At 72.3% G+C, this 18,876-nt stretch carries 21 protein-coding genes; 13 read left to right on the top strand and 8 right to left on the bottom strand.

Annotated elements, in window-relative coordinates:
* Positions 1-3: 3 nt before the first annotated feature.
* Complete coding sequence (gene purD / locus BLW09_RS01975) at positions 4-1,260, top strand: phosphoribosylamine--glycine ligase (protein ID WP_089907747.1); 1,257 nt, start codon at positions 4-6, stop codon at positions 1,258-1,260.
* An 86-nt stretch (positions 1,261-1,346) separates the two neighbouring features.
* On the opposite strand, the gene BLW09_RS01970 is transcribed toward purD, so the two are convergent.
* Positions 1,347-2,591: an FAD-binding protein gene (locus tag BLW09_RS01970; RefSeq protein ID WP_089907745.1), complete on the bottom strand. Its 1,245-nt coding sequence runs from the start codon at positions 2,589-2,591 to the stop codon at positions 1,347-1,349.
* Positions 2,592-2,770: 179 nt separating this feature from the next.
* Between BLW09_RS01970 and BLW09_RS01965 the strand changes: the two genes are divergently transcribed.
* The 5 genes from BLW09_RS01965 (at position 2,771) to BLW09_RS01945 (ending at position 6,275) form a co-directional block, all read left to right on the top strand.
* Positions 2,771-3,217: a DUF6325 family protein gene (locus tag BLW09_RS01965; RefSeq protein ID WP_089907742.1), complete on the top strand. Its 447-nt coding sequence runs from the start codon at positions 2,771-2,773 to the stop codon at positions 3,215-3,217.
* 10 nt (positions 3,218-3,227) lie between these two features.
* Positions 3,228-3,587 (top strand): SHOCT domain-containing protein, encoded by a 360-nt coding sequence (locus tag BLW09_RS01960; RefSeq protein ID WP_089907739.1) that lies wholly within the window; start codon positions 3,228-3,230, stop codon positions 3,585-3,587.
* A gap of 43 nt (positions 3,588-3,630) precedes the next feature.
* On the top strand, positions 3,631-4,533 hold the full coding sequence (locus BLW09_RS01955) for a phosphoribosylaminoimidazolesuccinocarboxamide synthase (protein ID WP_089907736.1): 903 nt from the start codon (positions 3,631-3,633) through the stop codon (positions 4,531-4,533).
* A 79-nt stretch (positions 4,534-4,612) separates the two neighbouring features.
* Positions 4,613-5,311, top strand: coding sequence for an RraA family protein (locus tag BLW09_RS01950; RefSeq protein ID WP_089907733.1), 699 nt, complete (start codon positions 4,613-4,615; stop codon positions 5,309-5,311).
* A gap of 64 nt (positions 5,312-5,375) precedes the next feature.
* Complete coding sequence (locus BLW09_RS01945) at positions 5,376-6,275, top strand: VOC family protein (RefSeq protein ID WP_197682049.1); 900 nt, start codon at positions 5,376-5,378, stop codon at positions 6,273-6,275.
* Between the two features lie 79 nt (positions 6,276-6,354).
* Here BLW09_RS01945 and BLW09_RS01940 read toward each other — a convergent pair whose 3' ends face one another.
* The gene (locus BLW09_RS01940; protein WP_089907729.1) at positions 6,355-8,085 is read right to left on the bottom strand and encodes a DHA2 family efflux MFS transporter permease subunit; all 1,731 of its coding nucleotides are present in this window, start codon (positions 8,083-8,085) and stop codon (positions 6,355-6,357) included.
* A 10-nt stretch (positions 8,086-8,095) separates the two neighbouring features.
* Complete coding sequence (locus BLW09_RS01935; protein ID WP_089907726.1) at positions 8,096-8,674, bottom strand: PadR family transcriptional regulator; 579 nt, start codon at positions 8,672-8,674, stop codon at positions 8,096-8,098.
* 97 nt (positions 8,675-8,771) lie between these two features.
* Between BLW09_RS01935 and BLW09_RS01930 the strand changes: the two genes are divergently transcribed.
* Positions 8,772-9,293: a gamma carbonic anhydrase family protein gene (locus BLW09_RS01930; protein ID WP_089907723.1), complete on the top strand. Its 522-nt coding sequence runs from the start codon at positions 8,772-8,774 to the stop codon at positions 9,291-9,293.
* A 14-nt stretch (positions 9,294-9,307) separates the two neighbouring features.
* Here BLW09_RS01930 and BLW09_RS01925 read toward each other — a convergent pair whose 3' ends face one another.
* From BLW09_RS01925 to BLW09_RS01910, 4 genes are read right to left on the bottom strand one after another with little or no spacing between them, the layout of a single operon-like run.
* Entirely contained in the window at positions 9,308-9,913 is a 606-nt protein-coding gene (locus BLW09_RS01925) for a uracil-DNA glycosylase (RefSeq protein ID WP_231946994.1), read from the bottom strand.
* Between the two features lie 9 nt (positions 9,914-9,922).
* Positions 9,923-11,086: an alcohol dehydrogenase catalytic domain-containing protein gene (locus BLW09_RS01920; RefSeq protein ID WP_089907718.1), complete on the bottom strand. Its 1,164-nt coding sequence runs from the start codon at positions 11,084-11,086 to the stop codon at positions 9,923-9,925.
* Complete coding sequence (locus BLW09_RS01915; RefSeq protein ID WP_089907715.1) at positions 11,083-11,994, bottom strand: phosphonatase-like hydrolase; 912 nt, start codon at positions 11,992-11,994, stop codon at positions 11,083-11,085. Before BLW09_RS01915 ends, BLW09_RS01920 begins: the two co-directional genes overlap by 4 nt.
* A gap of 25 nt (positions 11,995-12,019) precedes the next feature.
* Positions 12,020-13,177 (bottom strand): TIGR03364 family FAD-dependent oxidoreductase, encoded by a 1,158-nt coding sequence (locus BLW09_RS01910; protein WP_089907712.1) that lies wholly within the window; start codon positions 13,175-13,177, stop codon positions 12,020-12,022.
* 200 nt (positions 13,178-13,377) lie between these two features.
* Between BLW09_RS01910 and kynA the strand changes: the two genes are divergently transcribed.
* Genes kynA through purQ form a run of 6 tightly spaced genes read left to right on the top strand, consistent with a single transcriptional unit; the run spans position 13,378 to position 18,480 of the window.
* On the top strand, positions 13,378-14,238 hold the full coding sequence (gene kynA / locus BLW09_RS01905; protein WP_089907709.1) for a tryptophan 2,3-dioxygenase: 861 nt from the start codon (positions 13,378-13,380) through the stop codon (positions 14,236-14,238).
* Positions 14,235-15,320 carry a hypothetical protein gene (locus BLW09_RS01900; RefSeq protein ID WP_089907706.1) on the top strand — a complete coding sequence of 362 codons (1,086 nt, stop codon included), beginning with the start codon at positions 14,235-14,237 and terminating at the stop codon, positions 15,318-15,320. The genes kynA and BLW09_RS01900 overlap by 4 nt, the downstream gene beginning before the upstream one ends.
* Complete coding sequence (locus BLW09_RS01895; protein WP_089907703.1) at positions 15,317-16,591, top strand: kynureninase; 1,275 nt, start codon at positions 15,317-15,319, stop codon at positions 16,589-16,591. The genes BLW09_RS01900 and BLW09_RS01895 overlap by 4 nt, the downstream gene beginning before the upstream one ends.
* Positions 16,584-17,471 carry a PaaX family transcriptional regulator gene (locus BLW09_RS01890; RefSeq protein WP_089907700.1) on the top strand — a complete coding sequence of 296 codons (888 nt, stop codon included), beginning with the start codon at positions 16,584-16,586 and terminating at the stop codon, positions 17,469-17,471. Before BLW09_RS01895 ends, BLW09_RS01890 begins: the two co-directional genes overlap by 8 nt.
* Positions 17,472-17,521: 50 nt before the next feature.
* On the top strand, positions 17,522-17,782 hold the full coding sequence (gene purS / locus BLW09_RS01885) for a phosphoribosylformylglycinamidine synthase subunit PurS (protein WP_172824161.1): 261 nt from the start codon (positions 17,522-17,524) through the stop codon (positions 17,780-17,782).
* A complete protein-coding gene (gene purQ, locus BLW09_RS01880) occupies positions 17,782-18,480 on the top strand; it encodes a phosphoribosylformylglycinamidine synthase subunit PurQ (protein WP_089907693.1) in 699 nt (232 codons plus the stop codon). Before purS ends, purQ begins: the two co-directional genes overlap by 1 nt.
* Before the next feature lie 2 nt (positions 18,481-18,482).
* Here purQ and BLW09_RS01875 read toward each other — a convergent pair whose 3' ends face one another.
* Positions 18,483-18,848 carry a TfoX/Sxy family protein gene (locus tag BLW09_RS01875; protein WP_089907690.1) on the bottom strand — a complete coding sequence of 122 codons (366 nt, stop codon included), beginning with the start codon at positions 18,846-18,848 and terminating at the stop codon, positions 18,483-18,485.
* Between the last annotated feature and the right edge of the window lie 28 nt (positions 18,849-18,876).

The following is an 18,876-nucleotide window of genomic DNA, read 5'->3' as shown; positions in this document are numbered from 1 at the left end:
GGCGTGAAGATTCTCGTCCTCGGTTCCGGTGCCCGTGAGCACGCCATCATCACCGCGCTGCTCGCCGAGGAGGCGCGCCACGACATCGTGGCCGCGCCCGGCAACGCCGGCATCGCGCAGGACGTGCGCGTGGAGCCGTCGCTCGATCCGCTCGACGGCGTCGCGGTCACCGAGTACGCGCTCGAGCACGGCATCGAACTGGTCGTCATCGGCCCGGAGGCGCCGCTCGTCGCCGGCGTCGCCGACCCGCTGCGCACCCGCGGCATCCCCGTCTTCGGCCCGGGCAAGGCGGCGGCCCAGCTGGAGGGGTCGAAGGCGTACGCGAAGCGGATCATGGATGCGGCCGGCGTTCCGACCGGCCGCGCCGTCCGCGCGGAGACGCTCGCCGAGGCCGAGCGGGCGCTCGACGAGTTCGGCGCGCCCTACGTCGTCAAGGCCGACGGCCTGGCCGCGGGCAAGGGCGTGCTCGTCACCGAGGAGCGCGAAGCGGCCGTCGAGCACGCGGCGCACTGGCTCCGGCACGGCGGAGTGCTGATCGAGGAGTTCCTCGACGGGCAGGAGGTCTCGCTGTTCCTGCTCAGCGACGGCCACGACGTGCTCCCGCTCTCACCCGCGCAGGACTACAAGCGGCTGCTCGATGGCGACGCCGGCCCCAACACCGGCGGGATGGGCGCGTACTCGCCGCTGCCCTGGCTGCCGGAGGGCTTCGTGGACGAGGTCATCGACACGATCGCGCTGCCGACCGTGCGCACGATGGCGCGCGAGCAGACGCCGTTCATCGGCCTGCTGTACTGCGGGCTGATCCTGACCGACCGCGGCATCCGCGTGATCGAGTTCAATGCCCGGTTCGGCGACCCGGAGACGCAGGTCGTGCTCCCCCGGCTCGTCACGCCGCTGTCCACGCTGCTGCACGCGGCGGCGACGGGCGGCCTCGGCGGTCTGCCCCGGCCCGAGTTCGCCCTGGACACGGCCGTGACCGTCGTGCTGGCCAGCGAGGGGTACCCCGAGGCGCCGCAGACCGGTCGGCCGATCACCGGTCTCGGCGAGGCGGCCGCCGTGCCCGAGGTGACGATCGCGCACGCGGCGACCGTTCTCGACGAGGCGACCGGGGAGCTGCTCGCGACCGGCGGACGCGTGCTGTCGGTCGTCGCGCGCGGCACCGGCTTCGCCGAGGCGCGCTCGCGTGCCTACGCGGCGCTCGACCGCATCCACCTCGAGGGCGCCCAGTACCGCACCGACATCGCCGCCCGCGTCTCCTGACCCCGCCCCACCCACCGTCGAGTACGCAAAAACTGCACGCCCCAGCGGCGTTTCGTGTGCAATTTGTGCGGACTCGACGGTGGGGGTCAGGGGAGGAGGCGGGTGAGGAAGGGGTTGCGGAAGCGCGCGGCGGGGTCGAAGCGGGCGGCGAGGGCCGCGAAGTCGGCGAGGCGCGGGTAGAGGGACGGGACGACGCGGTCGCGGTCGACGTAGAGCTTGCCCCAGTGCGGACGCGCGCCGAGCGGCAGCAGCGCCGCCTCGAGCTGCGGGAGCACGGCCTCGACGCCGGCCTGATCGCGGAACCACGTGAAGTGCAGACCCACCACATCCGTCCCGTACGCGCTGGACAGCCAGAGGTCGTCGGCCGCGACGGTGCGGATCTCCGAGATCTGCAGCAGCGGGGCCACCACCGGCGCGAGCGCGCGGACGGCCTCGATCGCCTCGACGGCGCGAGCCCGCGGCACCAGGTACTCCGACTGGATCTCCTCGCCGTTCGACGGGGTGAACTCGAAGCGGAAGTGCGCCAGCCGCTCGCTCCACGGGCCGACGACCCCGAGCTGCTCGGTGGTGTTGCGCACATCCATCGTCTGGATCATGTGCCGCGGCTCGGTGAGCGCGGGCGCTCCGAAGAAGTCGTCCTCGATCAGCGAGTCGACCCCATCCAGCTCCTTCAGCCAGGCGAGTGAGACGGCCTCCTCGTCCCACGTCGTGAAGAGGCTCACGCTGTAGGCGGAGGAGGTGACCTCGTCGAACCGGTCGATCACGGCCTCCCACGGCACGCCGCCGAACAGCCGCTGACGCGCGTCGTACGTCGGCCGGATGTCGAGGGTCACCTCCGTGACAACGCCGAGCGCCCCGAGGCCGACGACGGCGCCATCGAATCCCTCGTCGCCGCGCCGCACGTCGACGAGCTCCCCCGTCCCGGTCAGGATGCGCAGGCCCGCGACGGCCGTGGCCAGGTTGCCGTTGCGGTCGCCCGAGCCGTGCGTCGCCGTGGCGATGGCGCCGGCGACCGAGATGTGCGGAAGGGACGCGAGGTTGTGCAGCGCCCATCCCGCGTCCTGCAGCACGCGCGCGAGGTCGCCGTAGCGGACGCCGCCGCCGACGGTGACCGTACGTGCGGCCTCGTCGATGCGGACATCGCCCGGCAGTCCGGCGGTGCTGATGAGAAGCCCCGGGGTGTCGGCGAGGTCGTTGAAGGAGTGCCTGCTGCCGAGGGCGCGCACCGCGGGGGCGCTCAGCACCAGCTCCCGGAGTTCGTCGATCGTGTCCGGCCGGGCGATCCGCTCCGCCTGGTACTCGTAGTTGCCCGCCCAGTTCTTCTCGGCCATCGAGGTCCTCCCGGTTGGTCGTCGGGCGGCCATCCGCTCCGATCGACATCCCCATTCTAGGAATGTGACCGGGCACATGACGCCGCTCCCCGATCCGCGAAACTGCTGCATTGCCGGGCCGCTCACCGCCGCAGTATGGTGCGCGTGACAGCGGGGTGGGCCGCGGAGAAGAGGATGAAATGGCCGAATTCGAGTACGGTCCGGCGGAGTTCATGGTCGCTCAGTTCGACACCGACCGGCCGTCTCCCGGCGTCGTCGAGGCGATCCTCGACCTGGTCGAGAACGGCACGGTGCGACTGCTCGACCTGGTGTTCGTCGAACGCCACGACGACGGGAGCGTCGACATCATCGAGCTCGAGGAGATCGGGGACGAGATCGGGTTGACCGACATCTCGCTCGACGCCACCGGGCTCGCCGGGGACGAGGACGTGCAGCAGATCGCGGAGCTCCTGGAGCCGGGATCGACCGGGGCGATCCTCGTGATCGAGCACCTCTGGGCGAAGGATCTGGCGAACCGGTTCTTCCAGTCGGGCGGCGTCGTGCTGCACAGCGAGCGCATCCCGGCGCCCGTGCTCAACGCGGTCGCCGCGGACGCCTTCGACGAGCTCGAGACCACGGAAGGCTGAGGAGGACACCATGCCATTGAGACGATTCGGACGCCCGGGACTGATCGGGATGGCGGCGCGCACAGCGGTCGTCGCCGGAACCGCCACGGCGGTCGCCGGCGGTGTGCAGCACCACCAGCAGCAGAAGTACCAGAACCAGTACGAGCAGGAGCAGTACGAGCAGCAGCAGGCGGCACAGCAGGCCCAGGAGGCCCAGGCGCAGCAGCAGGCGGCCGCGCAGCAGGCCGCAGCACAGCAGGCCGCAGCACAGCAGCAGGCGGCTCCGGAGGACGACATGATGACCCGGCTGCAGCAGCTGGCGACGCTCCACACGCAGGGAGTGCTCACCGACGAGGAGTTCTCGGCCGCCAAGGCCAAACTGCTCACCTAGCGGCCCCGCCCGGGAGGTTCGCCGCTCGCCCTACGATGGACGGGTGAGCGAACTTCCGGGATGGGTCCACGTCTACTCAGGCAAGGTCCGCGACCTGTACGTGCCGGAAGGCGCGTCCGGCCTCCACGATGCGGACAGCGTGCTCGTGGTCGCCAGCGACCGGGTGAGCGCGTTCGACCACGTGCTGGAGCCGGGCATCCCCGCCAAGGGCGAGCTGCTCACGACGCTGAGCCTGTGGTGGTTCGACCAATTGGACGACATGCCGAACCACCTGATCCCCGATCACACGCTGGTGGGCGACACCGTCGTCGAGCGCATCCCCGCCGCGGTCGCCGGGCGGTCGATGCTGGTGAAGCCGCTCGACATGTTCCCGGTCGAGTGCGTCGTCCGCGGCTACCTGACGGGCAGCGGCTGGGCCGAGTACCGCGCATCGCAGAGCGTGTGCGGCATCCCGCTGCCGGCCGGCCTGCGGAACGGCGACCGGCTTCCCGAGCCGCTGTACACGCCCGCGTGGAAGGCTCCGCTCGGGCAGCACGACGAGAACATCAGCTTCGAGCGCACGGTCGAGCTGGTCGGGGCGGATGTGGCGGAGGAGCTGCGGCGCCTCTCGCTGCACGTCTACGAGCGCGGCTCCGCGATCGCCGAGGCGCGGGGCATCATCATCGCCGACACCAAGTTCGAGTTCGGCGCCGACCGGACCACGGGCGAGATCACGCTCGCGGACGAGGTGCTGACCAGCGACTCCAGCCGGTATTGGGATGCGGCCGTCTACGCGTCGGCGCCGACGCCGGAGGAGCGCATGGCCAGTTTCGACAAGCAGATCGTCCGTGACTGGCTGGCCGCGAACTGGGACAAGACCGGGACGCCGCCCGAACTCCCCGCCGACATCGTCGAGCGCACGGCGGCGCGGTATCGCGAGCTGCTGGAGCGGCTCACCGGGGCGTGACGCCCGCCGCGCGCCCGCCGTGGGCCCCGGCGCGGCACGCATGCCGCAGCGCGCATGCCGCGCGGTATAGCGTCGCGTCATGGACGCTGCAGCCACCTCCGCTCCGCCTCCCGCGACGGCCGCCGTCGCCGACGCCGCCGTGCGTCTCGGCCTCGCTGTCGGGACCGCGCCGGTCGACCTGGTCGCCCTCCTTCCCGGCCGACCCTTCCAGGGTCCGGCCGCTCCGGTCACCCACCTCGGCAGCGTCGACGTGCTGCTGGAGACGATCGACGACGCTCCCCCGGGAGCGGTGCTCGTCGTCGACAACGGCGGTCGCGACGATGAGGCGTGCGTCGGCGACCTGATGCTGCTGGAGGCGGCGACAGCCGGGATGTCGGGTGCGGTCATCTGGGGACGCCACCGCGACACCGCACAGCTGCGCGAGATCGGGCTGCCCCTGTTCAGCCGCGGGTCGCATCCCTTCGGGCCCCGCCGTGTGCCGCCCGCGGGAACGGCGATGCGGTCGGCGTTCCTCGACGGCGTCGCGGTCTCTTCGGAGCACTGGATCGTCGCCGACGACGATGGCGTGCTCGTGATCCGCGCCGACGACCGGGAGGTGCTGTTCGCCGAGGCGGCGCGCATCCAGTCGGTCGAGGGCGCTCAGGCGGAGCGGATGCGGTCGGGCGCCTCCCTGCGCAGCCAGCTCGACTTCGCCCGCTACCGGCGGATGCAGTCCGCCGACCCCGCCCTCACGCTGCGCCGCTACCTGGCCGAGACCGGCGGCGCGATCGAGACCTGACGCCGAGGGCGCCCTCCGCCCAGGGTCGAGAAATACCGCGGTGACCTGGGGCGTTGTGTCTGGCATGACAGACCTCCTCCCCGCAGACTCCGCGATGGGCGCGGTGACCCTCCGCGTCGCCGACCTCGACCGGATGACCGCGTACTACCGCGACGCCGTCACCCTGAGCGTCCTCGCCGCCGAGGGCGGACGGGTGGTGCTGGGCCGCGGAGCGACACCGGCGGTCGTGCTGGAGCACGCGCCGGAGCTGAAGCACGCGGGCCCGGGTGAGGCGGGGCTGTTCCACACCGCGATCGTGTTCGACACCCCCGAGACGCTGGCGGCCGCCGTCTACTCGGTCGCGCGCCGCGCGCCGGGGACCTTCACCGGAAGCGCCGACCACCTGGTCAGCACGGCGTTCTACTTCACCGACCCGGAGGGCAACGGCGTCGAGCTGTACTGGGACCGCGACCGCTCGCTGTGGAGCTGGACGCACGGCCAGGTCGAGATGGACACGCTGTACCTCGACCCCAACGCCTTCCTGTCGGAGCACCTGACGGAGCGCGGGGTCGCGCTCGCGGAGGCGACGCAGGCCGCGACGACCCTGTTCGGCGACGCCTCCGTCGGGCACGTCCACCTCTCGGTCGGAGACGTCGCGACGGCCCGCGAGTTCTACGTCGACCGGCTCGGGTTCGAGGCCACCGCATCCCTCGGCGGTTCGGCCCTGTTCGTCAGCGCCGGGGGCTACCACCACCACATGGCCATGAACACGTGGAACAGCCGCGGCGCCGGCCGCCGCCGCCTGGCCCTCGGCCTCGGCGAGGTGCAGCTGAAATTGCCGTCGTCCGACGATGTCGGTGCTCTGGCCGAGCGGATGCGGCACTACGGCGTTCAGACCCGTGAGGACGGCCGGTCGCTTGGCTTCGACGATCCGTGGTCCAACGCGGTGCGCGTGGTGACGGAAGCGGAGGAGTTCTCGGCCTGAGCCGCCGCGAGGAACGCGAAAGGGAGGAGGTCGCAGCCGGGGTGGCTGCGACCTCCTCCCTTTTTCGTGTCGGTCGGCGTCAGTCGGTGACGGGCGCGGCGTGGAGGCCGTGCGGCGGCTCGTCGCCGGGCGCGAGATCCGTCGCGGGCGGCGCCGGAGCGGCATGAGCACCGTGGGTGGTCGCATCCACCGGGACCGGGGCGGCGTGGGCGCCGTGCGTGGCGGCCTCAGAGGACTCAGCCGTCGCACCCGCGGCGACCGGCGCATCGGCCGGCGCACCCTCGGCGGCCGGGGCGCCGGCAGCTGCGGCACCCGCACCGGCCCCGGCTCCACCGGCCTGGCGCGCCCACGCGGGCGGCTTCGGCCGCTCCCACCAGACGACGACCAGCGCGCCCAGGAAGGCGACGGCCGCCGGAAGCAGGAGGGACTCCGCCATCGCCTGGGTGAAGCCGGCGTGCAGGATCTGCGGCAGCTCGGTGCCTGCGGCGGCCTCGCTGGCGTTCGCGGCTCCGCCCGGGACCTTCGGCAGGTCGACGGCGAGACGCCCCTCGATGAGGGCGGCGATGGACGCGCTGCCCAGCACCGCGCCGATCTGACGGGTGGTGTTGAACACGCCCGATCCCGCTCCCGCCTGGTTCATCGGCAGGTTGCGCGTCGCCGTGGTGGAGATCGGCCCCCACACGCCCGACATCGCGATGCCCATCAGGGCGCTCGGGATGAGCAGCAGGAAGATGTTCACGTCCGGGGACAGCATCCGCGAGTAGAGGAACAGCGCGAAGGCGAACAGCACCAGCGCGGGGGTGGCGATGTTGCGCGGGTTCACCTTGTCGATCAGCCGGCCGACGAACGGCGCGAGCACTCCCGAGAAGATGGCGGTCGGCGCGAGCATCAGAGCGGACTCGGTCGGCGTGAGACCGCGCACGGTCTGGAAGTAGAACACCAGCGGCAGCGCCATACAGGTCACGGCGAAGCCGACCGTGGTGATCGCGCCGTTCGACAGCGAGAAGTTGCGGTCGCGGAACAGCGGAAGGGGGAGCAGCGGCTCCTTCCTGTTGAACGCCTGCCAGACGACGAACGCGGCGAGCACGACGATCCCGGCGATGATGAGGCCCCAGACCGAGATCGGGCCCCAGATGACGCCCCAGTCGTAGGTGCTGCCCTCCTGGATGCCGAACACCAGCAGGAACATGCCGACGCCGGACAGGATGACGCCGAGAATGTCGAAGCTGTGCGAGTGCGTGGGGAGCTTCGGGACGAGACGCATCGCGAGGATGAACGCCACGACGCCGACCGGGACGTTGATGAAGAAGATCCACTCCCATCCCAGGCTGTCGACGAGCACGCCGCCGAGCAGCGGGCCGATCAGCGTGGCGACGCCGGCGACGGCACCCCAGAGGCCCATGGCCGCGCCGCGGCGCTCCGGCGGGAAGATGCGGGTGATGACGGCCATGGTCTGCGGCGTCATCAGGGCGGCGCCGAGTCCCTGCACGACGCGCGCGGCGATCAGGAAGCCGATGGACCCGGCGAACCCGCACCAGGCGGACGCCAGGGTGAACACCACCAGGCCGACGAGGTAGAGGTTCTTCGGGCCGAACCGGTCGCCGAGGCGGCCGGTGATGAGCAGCGGCACCGCGTAGGCGAGCAGGTATGCGCTCGTCACCCAGATGACGGCGTTGTAGTCGGTGCCGAGGTTCAGCCCCTTCATGATCGACGGGTTGGCGACCGACACGATGGTGGTGTCGATCAGGATCATGAAGAACCCGATGACGAGCGCCCAGAGGGCGGGCCACGGCTTCAGTTGACGTTCCATTGGTCTTCTCTCAATGCTTTTCTTCGGACCACGACACGGCGCCCGATTGGAGGTCTGCGATCAGGGTCTCGAGCACGTCCGCCTCGGTGGCGGCGATGGCTCGCTGGTAGCGCACGTCCAGCCAGTACTTCGCGGGCACCCCCCGCAGCGTCAGGTCGGCGATGGCGCCATCCAGCACCCCGGTGTCGGCGCGGATCAAGCCCACGCGCTTGCGGAGCAGCGCGATCACGGTGTCGACGGGGAGGTTGTGCGCCTCGCCGAGGCCGAGCGGGAACTCCGGGTACTCGTTGGTGGGCGTTCCGATGATCTCGGTGATGCGCTCGCCGAGTGCTCGGGTGCCCGCGTCGGTGATCTCGTAGGTGGTGCGCTCCGGCCGGTTGCCTTCGCGCTCGGTGCCGGTGGCGCGCACGAAGCCGTGCGCCTCCATCCGGTCGACGGTGTGGTACAGCGAGCCCGGGCGCACCTTGACCAGCCGGTCCTCCGAGCGCTGCATGAGCGTCTGGTACATCTCGTAGGGATGCGACGGGCCCTCGGCGAGCAGCGCGAGCGCGGCGACGGCGAGGGGGGTGAGGGTGCGAGGTTCGGACATGCTCTCAATGTTTTCGAGTTGATTATTCCATGAGGAATATACGGCATGGGTGAATGGTCGTCAAGTACCGTGGGGAACACGGCCGGAAGGAGATCCCATGCTCTTCGCCCTCCCCGACGGAGGCTCACCGCAGGTCGCCGACGACGCCTGGGTGGCGCCCGGCGCGACCGTCGTCGGCGACGTCACGCTGAATCCCCGCGCGAGCGTCTGGTACGGAGCGGTCGTCCGCGCCGACAACGCGCCGATCGTCATCGGCAGCGACTCCAACCTGCAGGACAACGTCTCGGCCCACGTCGACCCCGCCTACCCGCTGACGGTGGGCGACCGCGTCTCCGTCGGCCACAACGCCGTGCTCCACGGCTGCACGATCGAGGACGACGTGCTCATCGGGATGAGCGCCACCATCCTCAACGGCGCCCGGATCGGCGCGGGTTCCCTCGTCGCAGCGGGCGCCGTGGTCACCCAGGGCGCCGAGATCCCTCCGCGCTCGCTCGTCGCCGGCGTTCCCGCCAAGGTGCGCCGCGAGCTGACCGACGACGAGGTCCGCGGCATCGCCGAGAACGCGGCCGGGTATCTCGACAAGACCCGGCAGCACCGCGAGGCGGTTGCGCTCGACTGAGCGGGTGGATGCGCTCAGCCGGCGTCGAGCATCGCGCGGTTGAGCGCGATCAGCTGCTCGGAGAACATCCGCGCACCGCCCTGCGCGGGATGCCGGACGGCGGGCGCCTCGATGCCCGCCTCCGCGAGCGCGCCCTGCGCCTTGCGGCCGACCGCGACGATCGTCTCGACGCCGAGCTCCCGGATCAGCTCCAGCGCAACGGGCCCCCCCTCCCGCACCTCCGACGAACGCGGAGTGCGGTTCGTCTGCGGGCGGCCGGCGACGAACGGATGGTGCGGGTAGATCGGCCAAGACAAGGGAAGCGGGCCCCGCCATTCGCGCATCGTCTCCCAGACGACGCGGCTGGATGCCTCCCACGGCGCCTGCGGCTCCGGCGGGAACTCGAGGCCGGGAAGCACGCCCGCCTCCACCTCGCGGACGGAGGTGAAGGGCACACCGGTCACCGTCATCCCCCGCCAGCCCGGAGCCTCGCCGAGCAGCAGGACGGGCGCGTGCGGAACGGCGAGGTAGCGTCGCAGATTGCGCTCGCGGAGCCGGCCCAGCTCGTCGTCGCCGTACAGCAGCTCGGCGTCGTCCGGCACGGGAACCGCGCGGATCAGGTCGAAGAAGCGGTCGAACACCACCCCAGGCTACGGCCGGACCGCGACCCGCGGGTGCGTGCGTGCGGCGAGCGCCGCATCCACGTCGGCCAGGGCGAACGTCTCGCCGACCTGCTCGGCGAACGGGTAGCGCTGCCACGCGTCGCTCAGGAACCGCACGGCCTGCTCCAGGTGCCGGGCGGCGTAGTTGTGGACGCCGCGGATCGTGATCAGCCGGCGGATCAGGGCCTCCGGCGCGACGCCGAGGTCCGGCCCGGGGGCCGACTGGCCGACCAGCACCAGCACCCCGCCGACGTCGACGGCGTCGAGCAGCGAGCGGGCCGCTGCCGGGTTCCCGGAGAGCTCCAGCGCGATGGTCGGGGCCGGAGCGCGACCGCCCGCCTTCGCGAGCACCGCGGCCAGCCCGGTCGAAGAGCCGGCGGGAGCGGCAGGGTCGGCGGCGCCCGCTGCGCCGAAGGCGAGCGCGGACTCGCGGCGTTCCGGGATCGGCTCGCTCACGACGACGCGGGCGCCCGCCTCGACCGCCATCGCCGTCGCCGTCAGCCCGAGCATCCCCGCGCCCGCGATCAGCACGAAGGCGCCGTCCAGCGGGACGAGTTCTGCCGCCGCCTCGATCGCCGCCGCCACCGACGCGGTCGCGCACGACGCGGGCGCGAGCACCGCGGCCGGGATGTCCTCCGGGACGCGCACCAGCGGCGTGCCGTCGAGGATGTGGGTGTGCGTGGCGAAGCCGCCCGACAGCTCCCAGCCGCGCCGCATCCGCTCGTGGCCGTACTTCTGGAGGCTCAGGCACTGCTGCTGCAGCCCGCGGCGGCAGCGCACGCAGCGCCCGCACGGGACGGCGGCGGACCACACGATCCGCTCCCCCAGCGAGACGCGATGACCGTCCGTCGTCTTCGCGCCGCCGCGGCCGAGCGCGACGACGCGGCCGACCTGCTCGTGGCCGAGCACCAGCGGCGCCTGCGTGCGGCGATGGCCGAGCACCGCCTCCACGTCCGTGCCGCACACGGTCGCCAGCTCGACCTCGACCAGGACGTCGCCCGGAGCCAGACGGACCCCGGGCACCGCCACCGCCTCATGCGTGTGCGCGTCGCCCGGCCACACCATGGCCGTGGCCGACGGGTACACGCTGACCCCCATCCCCAGGCGCGCCGGCGGCTCGACGACGCGCGGGGTCACCGCCTTGATCGTCACCGGATGCCGTGTCCCGCAGCGGCGCCGCCGTCGGCCTCGTAGCCCAGCAGATCGGGCAGGTCGGCGACGCTGGGGAGCACCGCGTCCGCTCCGGCGTCGAGCAGAGTCTGCTCGTCGTGCGCGCCCGTCAGCACGCCGACGACCAGGCCGGCGCCCGCCGCGATGCCGGAGGCGATGTCGCTCGCCGTGTCGCCGACCACGACCATGCCCTCGACGCTGGATGCGCCCGTGCGCAGCAGTGCGGTGAGGGGCAGATCGGGGAACGGGCGGCCGCGGCCCGCCTCCTCCGGTGTCAGCGTGACGTCCGCCAGGTCGTGCCAGCCGAGGGCGTCGAGGACGATGTCGCACGTCCTCCGCGAGAAGCCGGTGGTCAGTGCGACGGTGACGCCCGTCGCCCGCAGTCGGCGGATGAGGTCCTCGGCGCCGGGGACCGGCCGAAGGCCCCCATCGGCCACGAGCTCGGCGTACGTGGACTCGAAGACGGCGTCCGCGTGCTGCGCCTGGTCATCGTCGGCGCTCAGCGAGCGGAACACGGCCAACTTCGCCTGTCCCATCGTCTCGTGAACGAAAGCCAGGACGGCAGCGCGCTCGTCCGCGGAGGACGCGAGACCCGCGGCGTCCACCGCGCGCTCGAACGCACGCTGCACCAGGCCGTCGTCGAGGACGGTCGTCCCCGCCAGGTCGAGCACGACGAGTTCCAGATCGGCGAGGTCGTCCTCGTCGCGGTCGTCGACGTCGCCCTCGTCGAGCGCGTCCTCCCGCTCGTCCAGGTCGTCGAGGTCGTCCCACTCCTCGTCGGTGAGCCCCGCCGCCGACGGGATGCCGCCCCGGACCGGCCCGACGCCGACGGTGACATCGTCGACGGTGACATCGTCGAACTCGCTGGTGATGCGTCCGTCTGGGGTCACGATGGTGCCTTTCGTTGCGGTAGTGCTAGCGCACGCGGGCGGCGCCCGCGGGGATCAGGGCGCCGGGGGCGTCGGAGAACAGCTCGTCGACGACGCGGTCGGCGAGGCCGAGCCCGGTGGTCATCCCGATGCCGGTGGTGACGGAGACGACGCGGACGCCGGGGGCCGGCGCGGCGACAAGGAACTCGTCCGGCGCGGCCGCGTAGACGCCCTGCCAGCGCTCCCGGACGCGCAGGTCGGCGACGCCGAACAGCTCGCGCGTCTGCTCCAGCAGCAGGGCGAACGCCTCCTCGTGCTGGAACGGGGACGCGTCCGCACCGCGCGCGTGGGTGTCGCCGACGATCAGGGTGCCGTCGGGGCGCTGGGCGAACATGAGGTTCACGTCCAGCGCCGCCAGGGCCGGCTGCTCGGCCGCGAGGCGTTCGCGCAGCGCCGCAGCGCTGGGGGTGCGGGCGAAGCCGGAGTAGCGGACGAGGGACCAGCCGGTCAGCACCGGCGTCGCCAGCGGCAGCTCGAGGGCCGCCTCCACGAGCATCATGTCCAGCCCGCAGCGCTCGATGCCGTGCGCCTCGGCGATCCCGGGGAACAGGTGGTCGACGTCGTGCCCGACGGCGACGACGACCGCGTCGGCCGCGACCCGTCCGCGGGGCGTGCGCACCAGTCCGGGCTCCACACCCGAGACCGCGGTCTGCCAGAAGAAGTCGACGCCGTGGGCGTCCAGCCAGCGGGCGATCGCCGCGGCGGCCTCGCGCGGGTCGATCTGCAGGTCGGAGGGCAGCAGGGCGCCGCCCACTGCGACGCCGTCGGCGACCGGGACGCTCTCGCGCACCTCGGCGGGGGTGAGGAGCCGGACGTCGTGGCCTCCGCGCCGCTCGCGGAACTCCTCCAGCACGGCGAGTTCGTCGTCCGCCCGCGCGACGACGATGCTCCCCGACTCGCGCAGCCAGAAGCCGGCCTCGGGAGCCAGGGTCAGCCACAGCTCGCGGGCGAGCTCGGAGTACGCGCGCGCCTCGCCCTCCTGCCCGGTGATGCCGAGGTGGCCGAAGTTGCGGACCGACGCCCCCTGCACGCCGGAGGCGCGGTCGATCACGGCCACCGTCAGTCCTCGCCGGAGGGCGGCGACGGCATGCCCGAGCCCGACGATCCCGGCGCCGACCACTGCGAGGTCGTAGTGCCTGCCCATCCGGAGCCTCCCTGCGTCCCCGCTCACCGCGTGCCTTGTTCGTGGGTCAGTGCGCCACGCTATGAGCCCGGTGCGACGGTGGTCGCAACTGGAGGTAACGCCAGGGTGAACGGAGCGAGGACGGCGGGTGCCGCCATCGTCGGGGAACAGTACCCATACCGGCTGTTGCAGTATTGCGGCGGTCGGCGCAGAATTGCAGCATGGCCGACGGCGACAACACCCGCGAGTTCGATCCCGACATCGTCACCGACTTCCGCGAGCGGATGTCGTACGGCTCCTACCTGGAGCTCGACACGCTGCTCAGCGCTCAGCGCCCGGTGAGCCGCCCGGAACACCACGACGAGCTGCTGTTCATCATCCAGCACCAGACGACGGAGCTCTGGCTGAAGCTCGTCCTCCACGAGCTGGAGTCCGCCCGCGACCTCCTGCGCGCCGACGACCTCTCGCCCGCACTCAAGCGCATCGCCCGCGTGAAGCACATCCAGCGCACCCTCACCGAGCAGTGGTCGGTGCTCGCCACGCTCACGCCGACGGAGTACGCGGAGTTCCGCGGCTTCCTGGGAAACTCGTCCGGCTTCCAGTCGTACCAGTACCGCGCCGTCGAGTTCGTGCTCGGCAATAAGAACCGCCGCATGCTCAGCGTGTTCGAGAGCGACCCGGCCGCCCACGCGCTCCTCGCCGCCCTGCTGGATGCGCCCAGCATCTACGACGAGTTCCTGCGGTACCTGGCGCGGGCCGGTTTCGCCGTTCCGGCCTCGCTGCTGGAGCGGGACGTCACGCAGGCGCACGTCTTCACCCCGGAGCTGGTGCCGGTCTTCCGCGAGATCTACGAGCACGCCACGGACCACTGGCCCGAGTACGAGGCCTGCGAGGAGTTCGTCGACCTGGAGGACAACTTCCAGCTCTGGCGGTTCCGTCACCTGAAGACGGTGCAGCGCACCATCGGGATGAAGACCGGCACCGGCGGATCCACCGGCGCCGCGTTCCTGCAGAAGGCGCTCGAACTGACCTTCTTCCCCGAGCTCTACGCCGTCCGCACCGAGATCGGAGCACCCGCATGAGCGACGACGCCTACCTCACCGTCGATGCCGTGTGGAACGGCCATCGGTTCTTCGGTACGACGACCTTCCGCAGCGACGGCGAGCGCCTCCACGCGGTGGACGACATCCCTTCGCACGCCCGGCACGAGCACCTCGGCGGCACGATCTTCCCGCGCCTCACCGACCACCACACCCACGTCGGGCTGACCGACCAGCACGCCGTCTTCTCGGGCGGCATCACGCACGCGATCGACCTCGGCTGGGTGCCGGCCGTGGCCGCCGGATGGCTGACCGACGACCTCACGCGTCCGTCCGTCGCGATCGTCGGCTCGCTCATCACCTGCGAGGGCGGCTACCCGGTGAACGCCGGATGGGGACCTCCCGGCTCCTCGACGGAGGTCGGCGGCGAGCGCGAGGCGCGGCTGGCGGTGCGGGCGAACATCATGATGGGAGCCTCCCTCATCAAGGTCACGCTCAACACCGAGGCCGGTGAAACTGTGGACGATCACGTTCTCCACAGCATCGTCGCGGAATCCCACGCGCAGGGGGCGCCGGTCACGGTCCACGTCCAGGGCGCCGGGCAGACCGCCCGCGCCGTCCGCGCGGGGGCCGACCAGCTCGCGCACACCCCGTTCACCGAGCGGGTCGACGACGACCTCATCGCCGAGTGCGTCCGCCGCGGCATGAGCTGGGTCAGCACCCTCGACATCCACGGCTGGGGAGACCCCACCGAGCAGCATGCCGTCGCGTCGGAGAACCTGGGCCGCTTCGCCCGCGCCGGCGGCCGGGTGCTCTACGGAACGGATCTGGGGAACGGGCCGCTCGCGGTGGGCGTCAACGAGCGCGAGCTGCGCGGGATGCTCGAGGCGGGCGTCCACCCGGACCACCTGATCCGCTCGATCGCCGGCCTGCGCCGCCCGGACGACGACCAGGCGCCGACCGTCGGCCCCCGCCTGGCCTGGGCACCGGCCGCACCGCCGACCGACCCCGACGCGCTGCCCGCCTGGCTCGCCACCGCGCGCGGACTCACCGCTCGTGCCCTCACCGCATCCGACCGTTTCACCGCATCCGACCGTCCGACCGCCCCGGAGGACCCCGCATGACCGACTTCGACACGGCACCTCCAGCCGCCCTGTCCCCCGACCCGCTGAGTGCGGCACGCGCCCTCGACGCCGCCGACCCGCTCGCCGCCTTCCGCAGCCGGTTCGCCGGGATCGACGACGGCAGCGGCGCCGTGACCGCCTACTTCGACGGCAACTCCCTCGGCCGGCCGACGCGGGCGAGCATCGACCGCATCCAGCGGTTCCTCGTCGAGGGCTGGGGCGATCGGCTGATCCGCGGCTGGGACGAGGAGTGGATGGAGCTGCCGTTCGCGATCGGCGACGACCTGGGCCGCGCGGCCCTCGGCGCGGCTGCCGGGCAGACCTTCATCGGCGACTCGACCACGGTCCTCCTGTACAAGCTGGCGCGCGCGGCCGTCGACAGCCTCCCCGAGCGCAGCGAGATCGTGCTCGACACGGACAACTTCCCGACCGACCGCTACCTGCTCGACGGCATCGCCCGCGAGCGCGGCCTGCGCCTGGTGTGGATCGAGGCGGACACCGAGGCGGGTGTGACGGCGGAGCAGGTGGCCGCGGTCGTCGGGCCGCAGACAGCCCTCGTCGTGCTCAGCCACGTCGCCTACCGCTCCGGCTTCCTGGCCGACCTGCACACCATCACGCGCATCGTCCACGACGCGGGCGCCCTTGTGCTGTGGGACCTGTGCCACTCGGCAGGGTCGGTGCCCGTGGAGCTGGACGCCGCGGACGTGGACCTCGCCGTCGGCTGCACCTACAAGTACCTGAACGGCGGCCCGGGGTCGCCCGCCTTCGGCTACGTGAACGCGCGGCTCATCCCGCACATCGCGCAGCCGGTCCAGGGCTGGATGGGCGCTCGCGACGTCTTCCTGATGGGCCCGGAGTACGTGCCGGCCGACAGTATCCGGCGCTTCCTCAGCGGAACGCCTCCCATCGTCGGGATGCTGGCGATGCGCGACACCATCGCGATGATCGAGGAGGCCGGCATCGCGGCGGTGCGGGCCAAGTCGATCGCGCTGACGGAGTTCGCCGTCGCTCTCGCCGACGAGTGGCTGACCCCGCTCGGCGTCACCCTCGCATCGCCGCGCGACCCCGAGCGCCGCGGCGGCCACATCACGCTCAGCCACCCGGCCATGCGCGAGGTCACGGCGCTGCTGTGGCAGCGCGACGTCATCCCCGACTACCGCGACCCGGACGGCCTGCGCGTCGGACTGTCGCCGCTCAGCACCGGCTTCGAGGAGGTCTGCACCGGGATGGCCGCGGTGCGCGACGCCCTCGGCGAGCTCACGCATGACTGAGGCCGGCGTCGCCTCGCGCACCGACGCACGCGTCGTGCGCGATGATCCCGAGGCCGCCAGCGGTAGCGCGACCGCGCTGCTGCGGACCGTGGTGGGCAGCGTCCTCCGCCCGATCGGCGGGTGGATGAGCGCCGCGGGCGCCGTCCGCCTCATGGATGCGCTCGGCGTGCCCGCGGCGACCGCGCGTTCCAGCCTGGTGCGGCTGTGCGCGCGGGGCGTCCTCCGGCGAGAGCCCCGAGACGGAGTCGCCGGCTACGCGCTCGACCCGGCAGCGGTGCCGATGCTGGAGCGCGGGGACGCGCGCATCTTCGGCGAGCGGGTGGAGGCGTCGCGCTGGCTGCTGCTGTCCCTCTCGTTCCCGGAGCATGCCCGCGGCTCGCGCGACCGGTTGCGTCGCCGCCTCGCCGCGCTCGGCTGCGGAACGGTGGCCGACGGCCTGTGGATCGCGCCGTCGGCGCTGGAGGCGGAGCTGGCCGCCGCCGTCACGGAGAGCGCGTCGGACGACCACCGCGCCGGCCGCCCGGTCGTCGCGATGTTCGCGGACGCGTCCCCGCGCGGCGACCTCTCCGCCGGGCTCGCGCGCTGGTACGACCTCGCCGTCATCCGCACGGCGCACGAGTCCTTCCTCTCCCGGTTCGGCGAGCTGCCGCATCCCCTGGACGACGCCCGGGCCTTCGCCACGTGGATCCGCGCCCTCGACGAGTGGCGGGTGATCCCGTACCGCGACCCCGGGCTCCCCGCCGCTGCCCTTCCCGCCGACTGGCCGGGGACCGCGTCCGCTCGGCTGTTCCAGCAGTTGCGGGCACAGCTGGAGGAGCGCGCGATCGCCCACGCCGCCGCTGTGGCGGCGCCGGACCGCATCCCCGCGCCCGCACGGTAGAATCGACGCGAAACCCCCACCCTTTGCGCCCGAGTGAGCGGAGTGTCCCCGTGCCGACGATCGTTGTTGAAGTGATGCCCAAGGCCGAGCTGCTCGACCCACAGGGGAAGGCGGTCGCCGGTGCGCTCGCCCGCACCGGTCGCGGCGTCGTCACCGGAGTGCGCGTCGGGAAGCGCTTCGAGCTGACCGTGGACGGCCCCATCGACGACGAGGTGCGCGCGACGGTCGCGGAGATCGCGGGCGAGATCCTCTCCAACTCCGTGATCGAGGACGTGGTGGGCATCCACTACCCGGCCGAGGTCGACGCCTGATGCGCATCGGCGTCATCACCTTCCCCGGTTCCCTGGACGACCGCGACGCCCTGCGCGCGGTGCGCATGGCGGGCGCCGAGCCCGTCGCGCTGTGGCACGGCGAGCACGACCTGCAGGGCGTCGACGCCCTCGTGCTGCCCGGCGGATTCTCGTACGGCGACTATCTGCGCTGCGGCGCCATCGCCTCCCTCTCGCCGATCATGACCGAGGTCGTGGATGCGGCGGAGAAGGGGATGCCCGTGCTCGGCATCTGCAACGGGTTCCAGATGCTGGCGGAGGCGCACCTGGTCGCCGGCGGCCTGATCCGCAACGACCACGGCACCTTCATCCGCCGCGACCAGCACCTGACGGTCGAGAACACGCAGACGCCGTGGACGAACGGCTTCGAGCAGGGCCAGGAGATCGTCATCCCGCTGAAGAACGGCGAGGGCGGCTTCATCGCGTCGGCCGAGGAGCTGGCGCGGCTCGAAGGCGAGGGCCTCGTGGTCTTCCGCTACGCGGGCGTCAACCCGAATGGCTCGCTCGACGACATCGCGGGCGTCCGCAACGAGCGCGGCAACGTGGTCGGCCTCATGCCGCACCCGGAGCACGCGGTCGAGCCCGGCTTCGGCCCGGACACCCCGGACGCGATGCGCTCGGGGACGGACGGCCTCACGTTCTTCACCTCCGTCATCCGCTCGGCGCTCGTCGAGGCGTAGCGCTAGCCGGCCTTCCGCGGCTTCGCCGGTTTCGGCGGCATCCGGGCGACCTGCTCCAACGCGACCGCGATCCATTCGCGCAGCCGGTCGGGGTCGTCCTTCCATGCCTCGGGCAGCGAGACGTACGCGGCCATCCGCCGTCCGGGCGGACCGTACGGTCCGGTGCCCTCGACCGCGCGCAGCTCCGCGCGCGTCCCCTCATCGGGAAGGCGCACTCCGATGCTGTCGCCGAACAGCCCGGCGAACATCGTGCCGTTGACGAACGCGCACAGGTTCGCGAACATCGGCCGCACGCTCACACCGGGCGCCTCCGGCACCACCGAGCGGAACAGCTCCTCGGTCTCCTTCGACGGGCGCGGGACATGCATGGCGGCCTCCTCGCGCTCACCCTAGCGC

The sequence above is a fragment of the Leifsonia sp. 21MFCrub1.1 genome, assembly GCF_900107895.1.
Lineage (GTDB): Bacteria > Actinomycetota > Actinomycetes > Actinomycetales > Microbacteriaceae > Leifsonia > Leifsonia soli.
The sequence above is the reverse complement of the archived record's forward strand: the minus strand, read 5'-3'. Positions and strand labels throughout refer to the sequence as shown.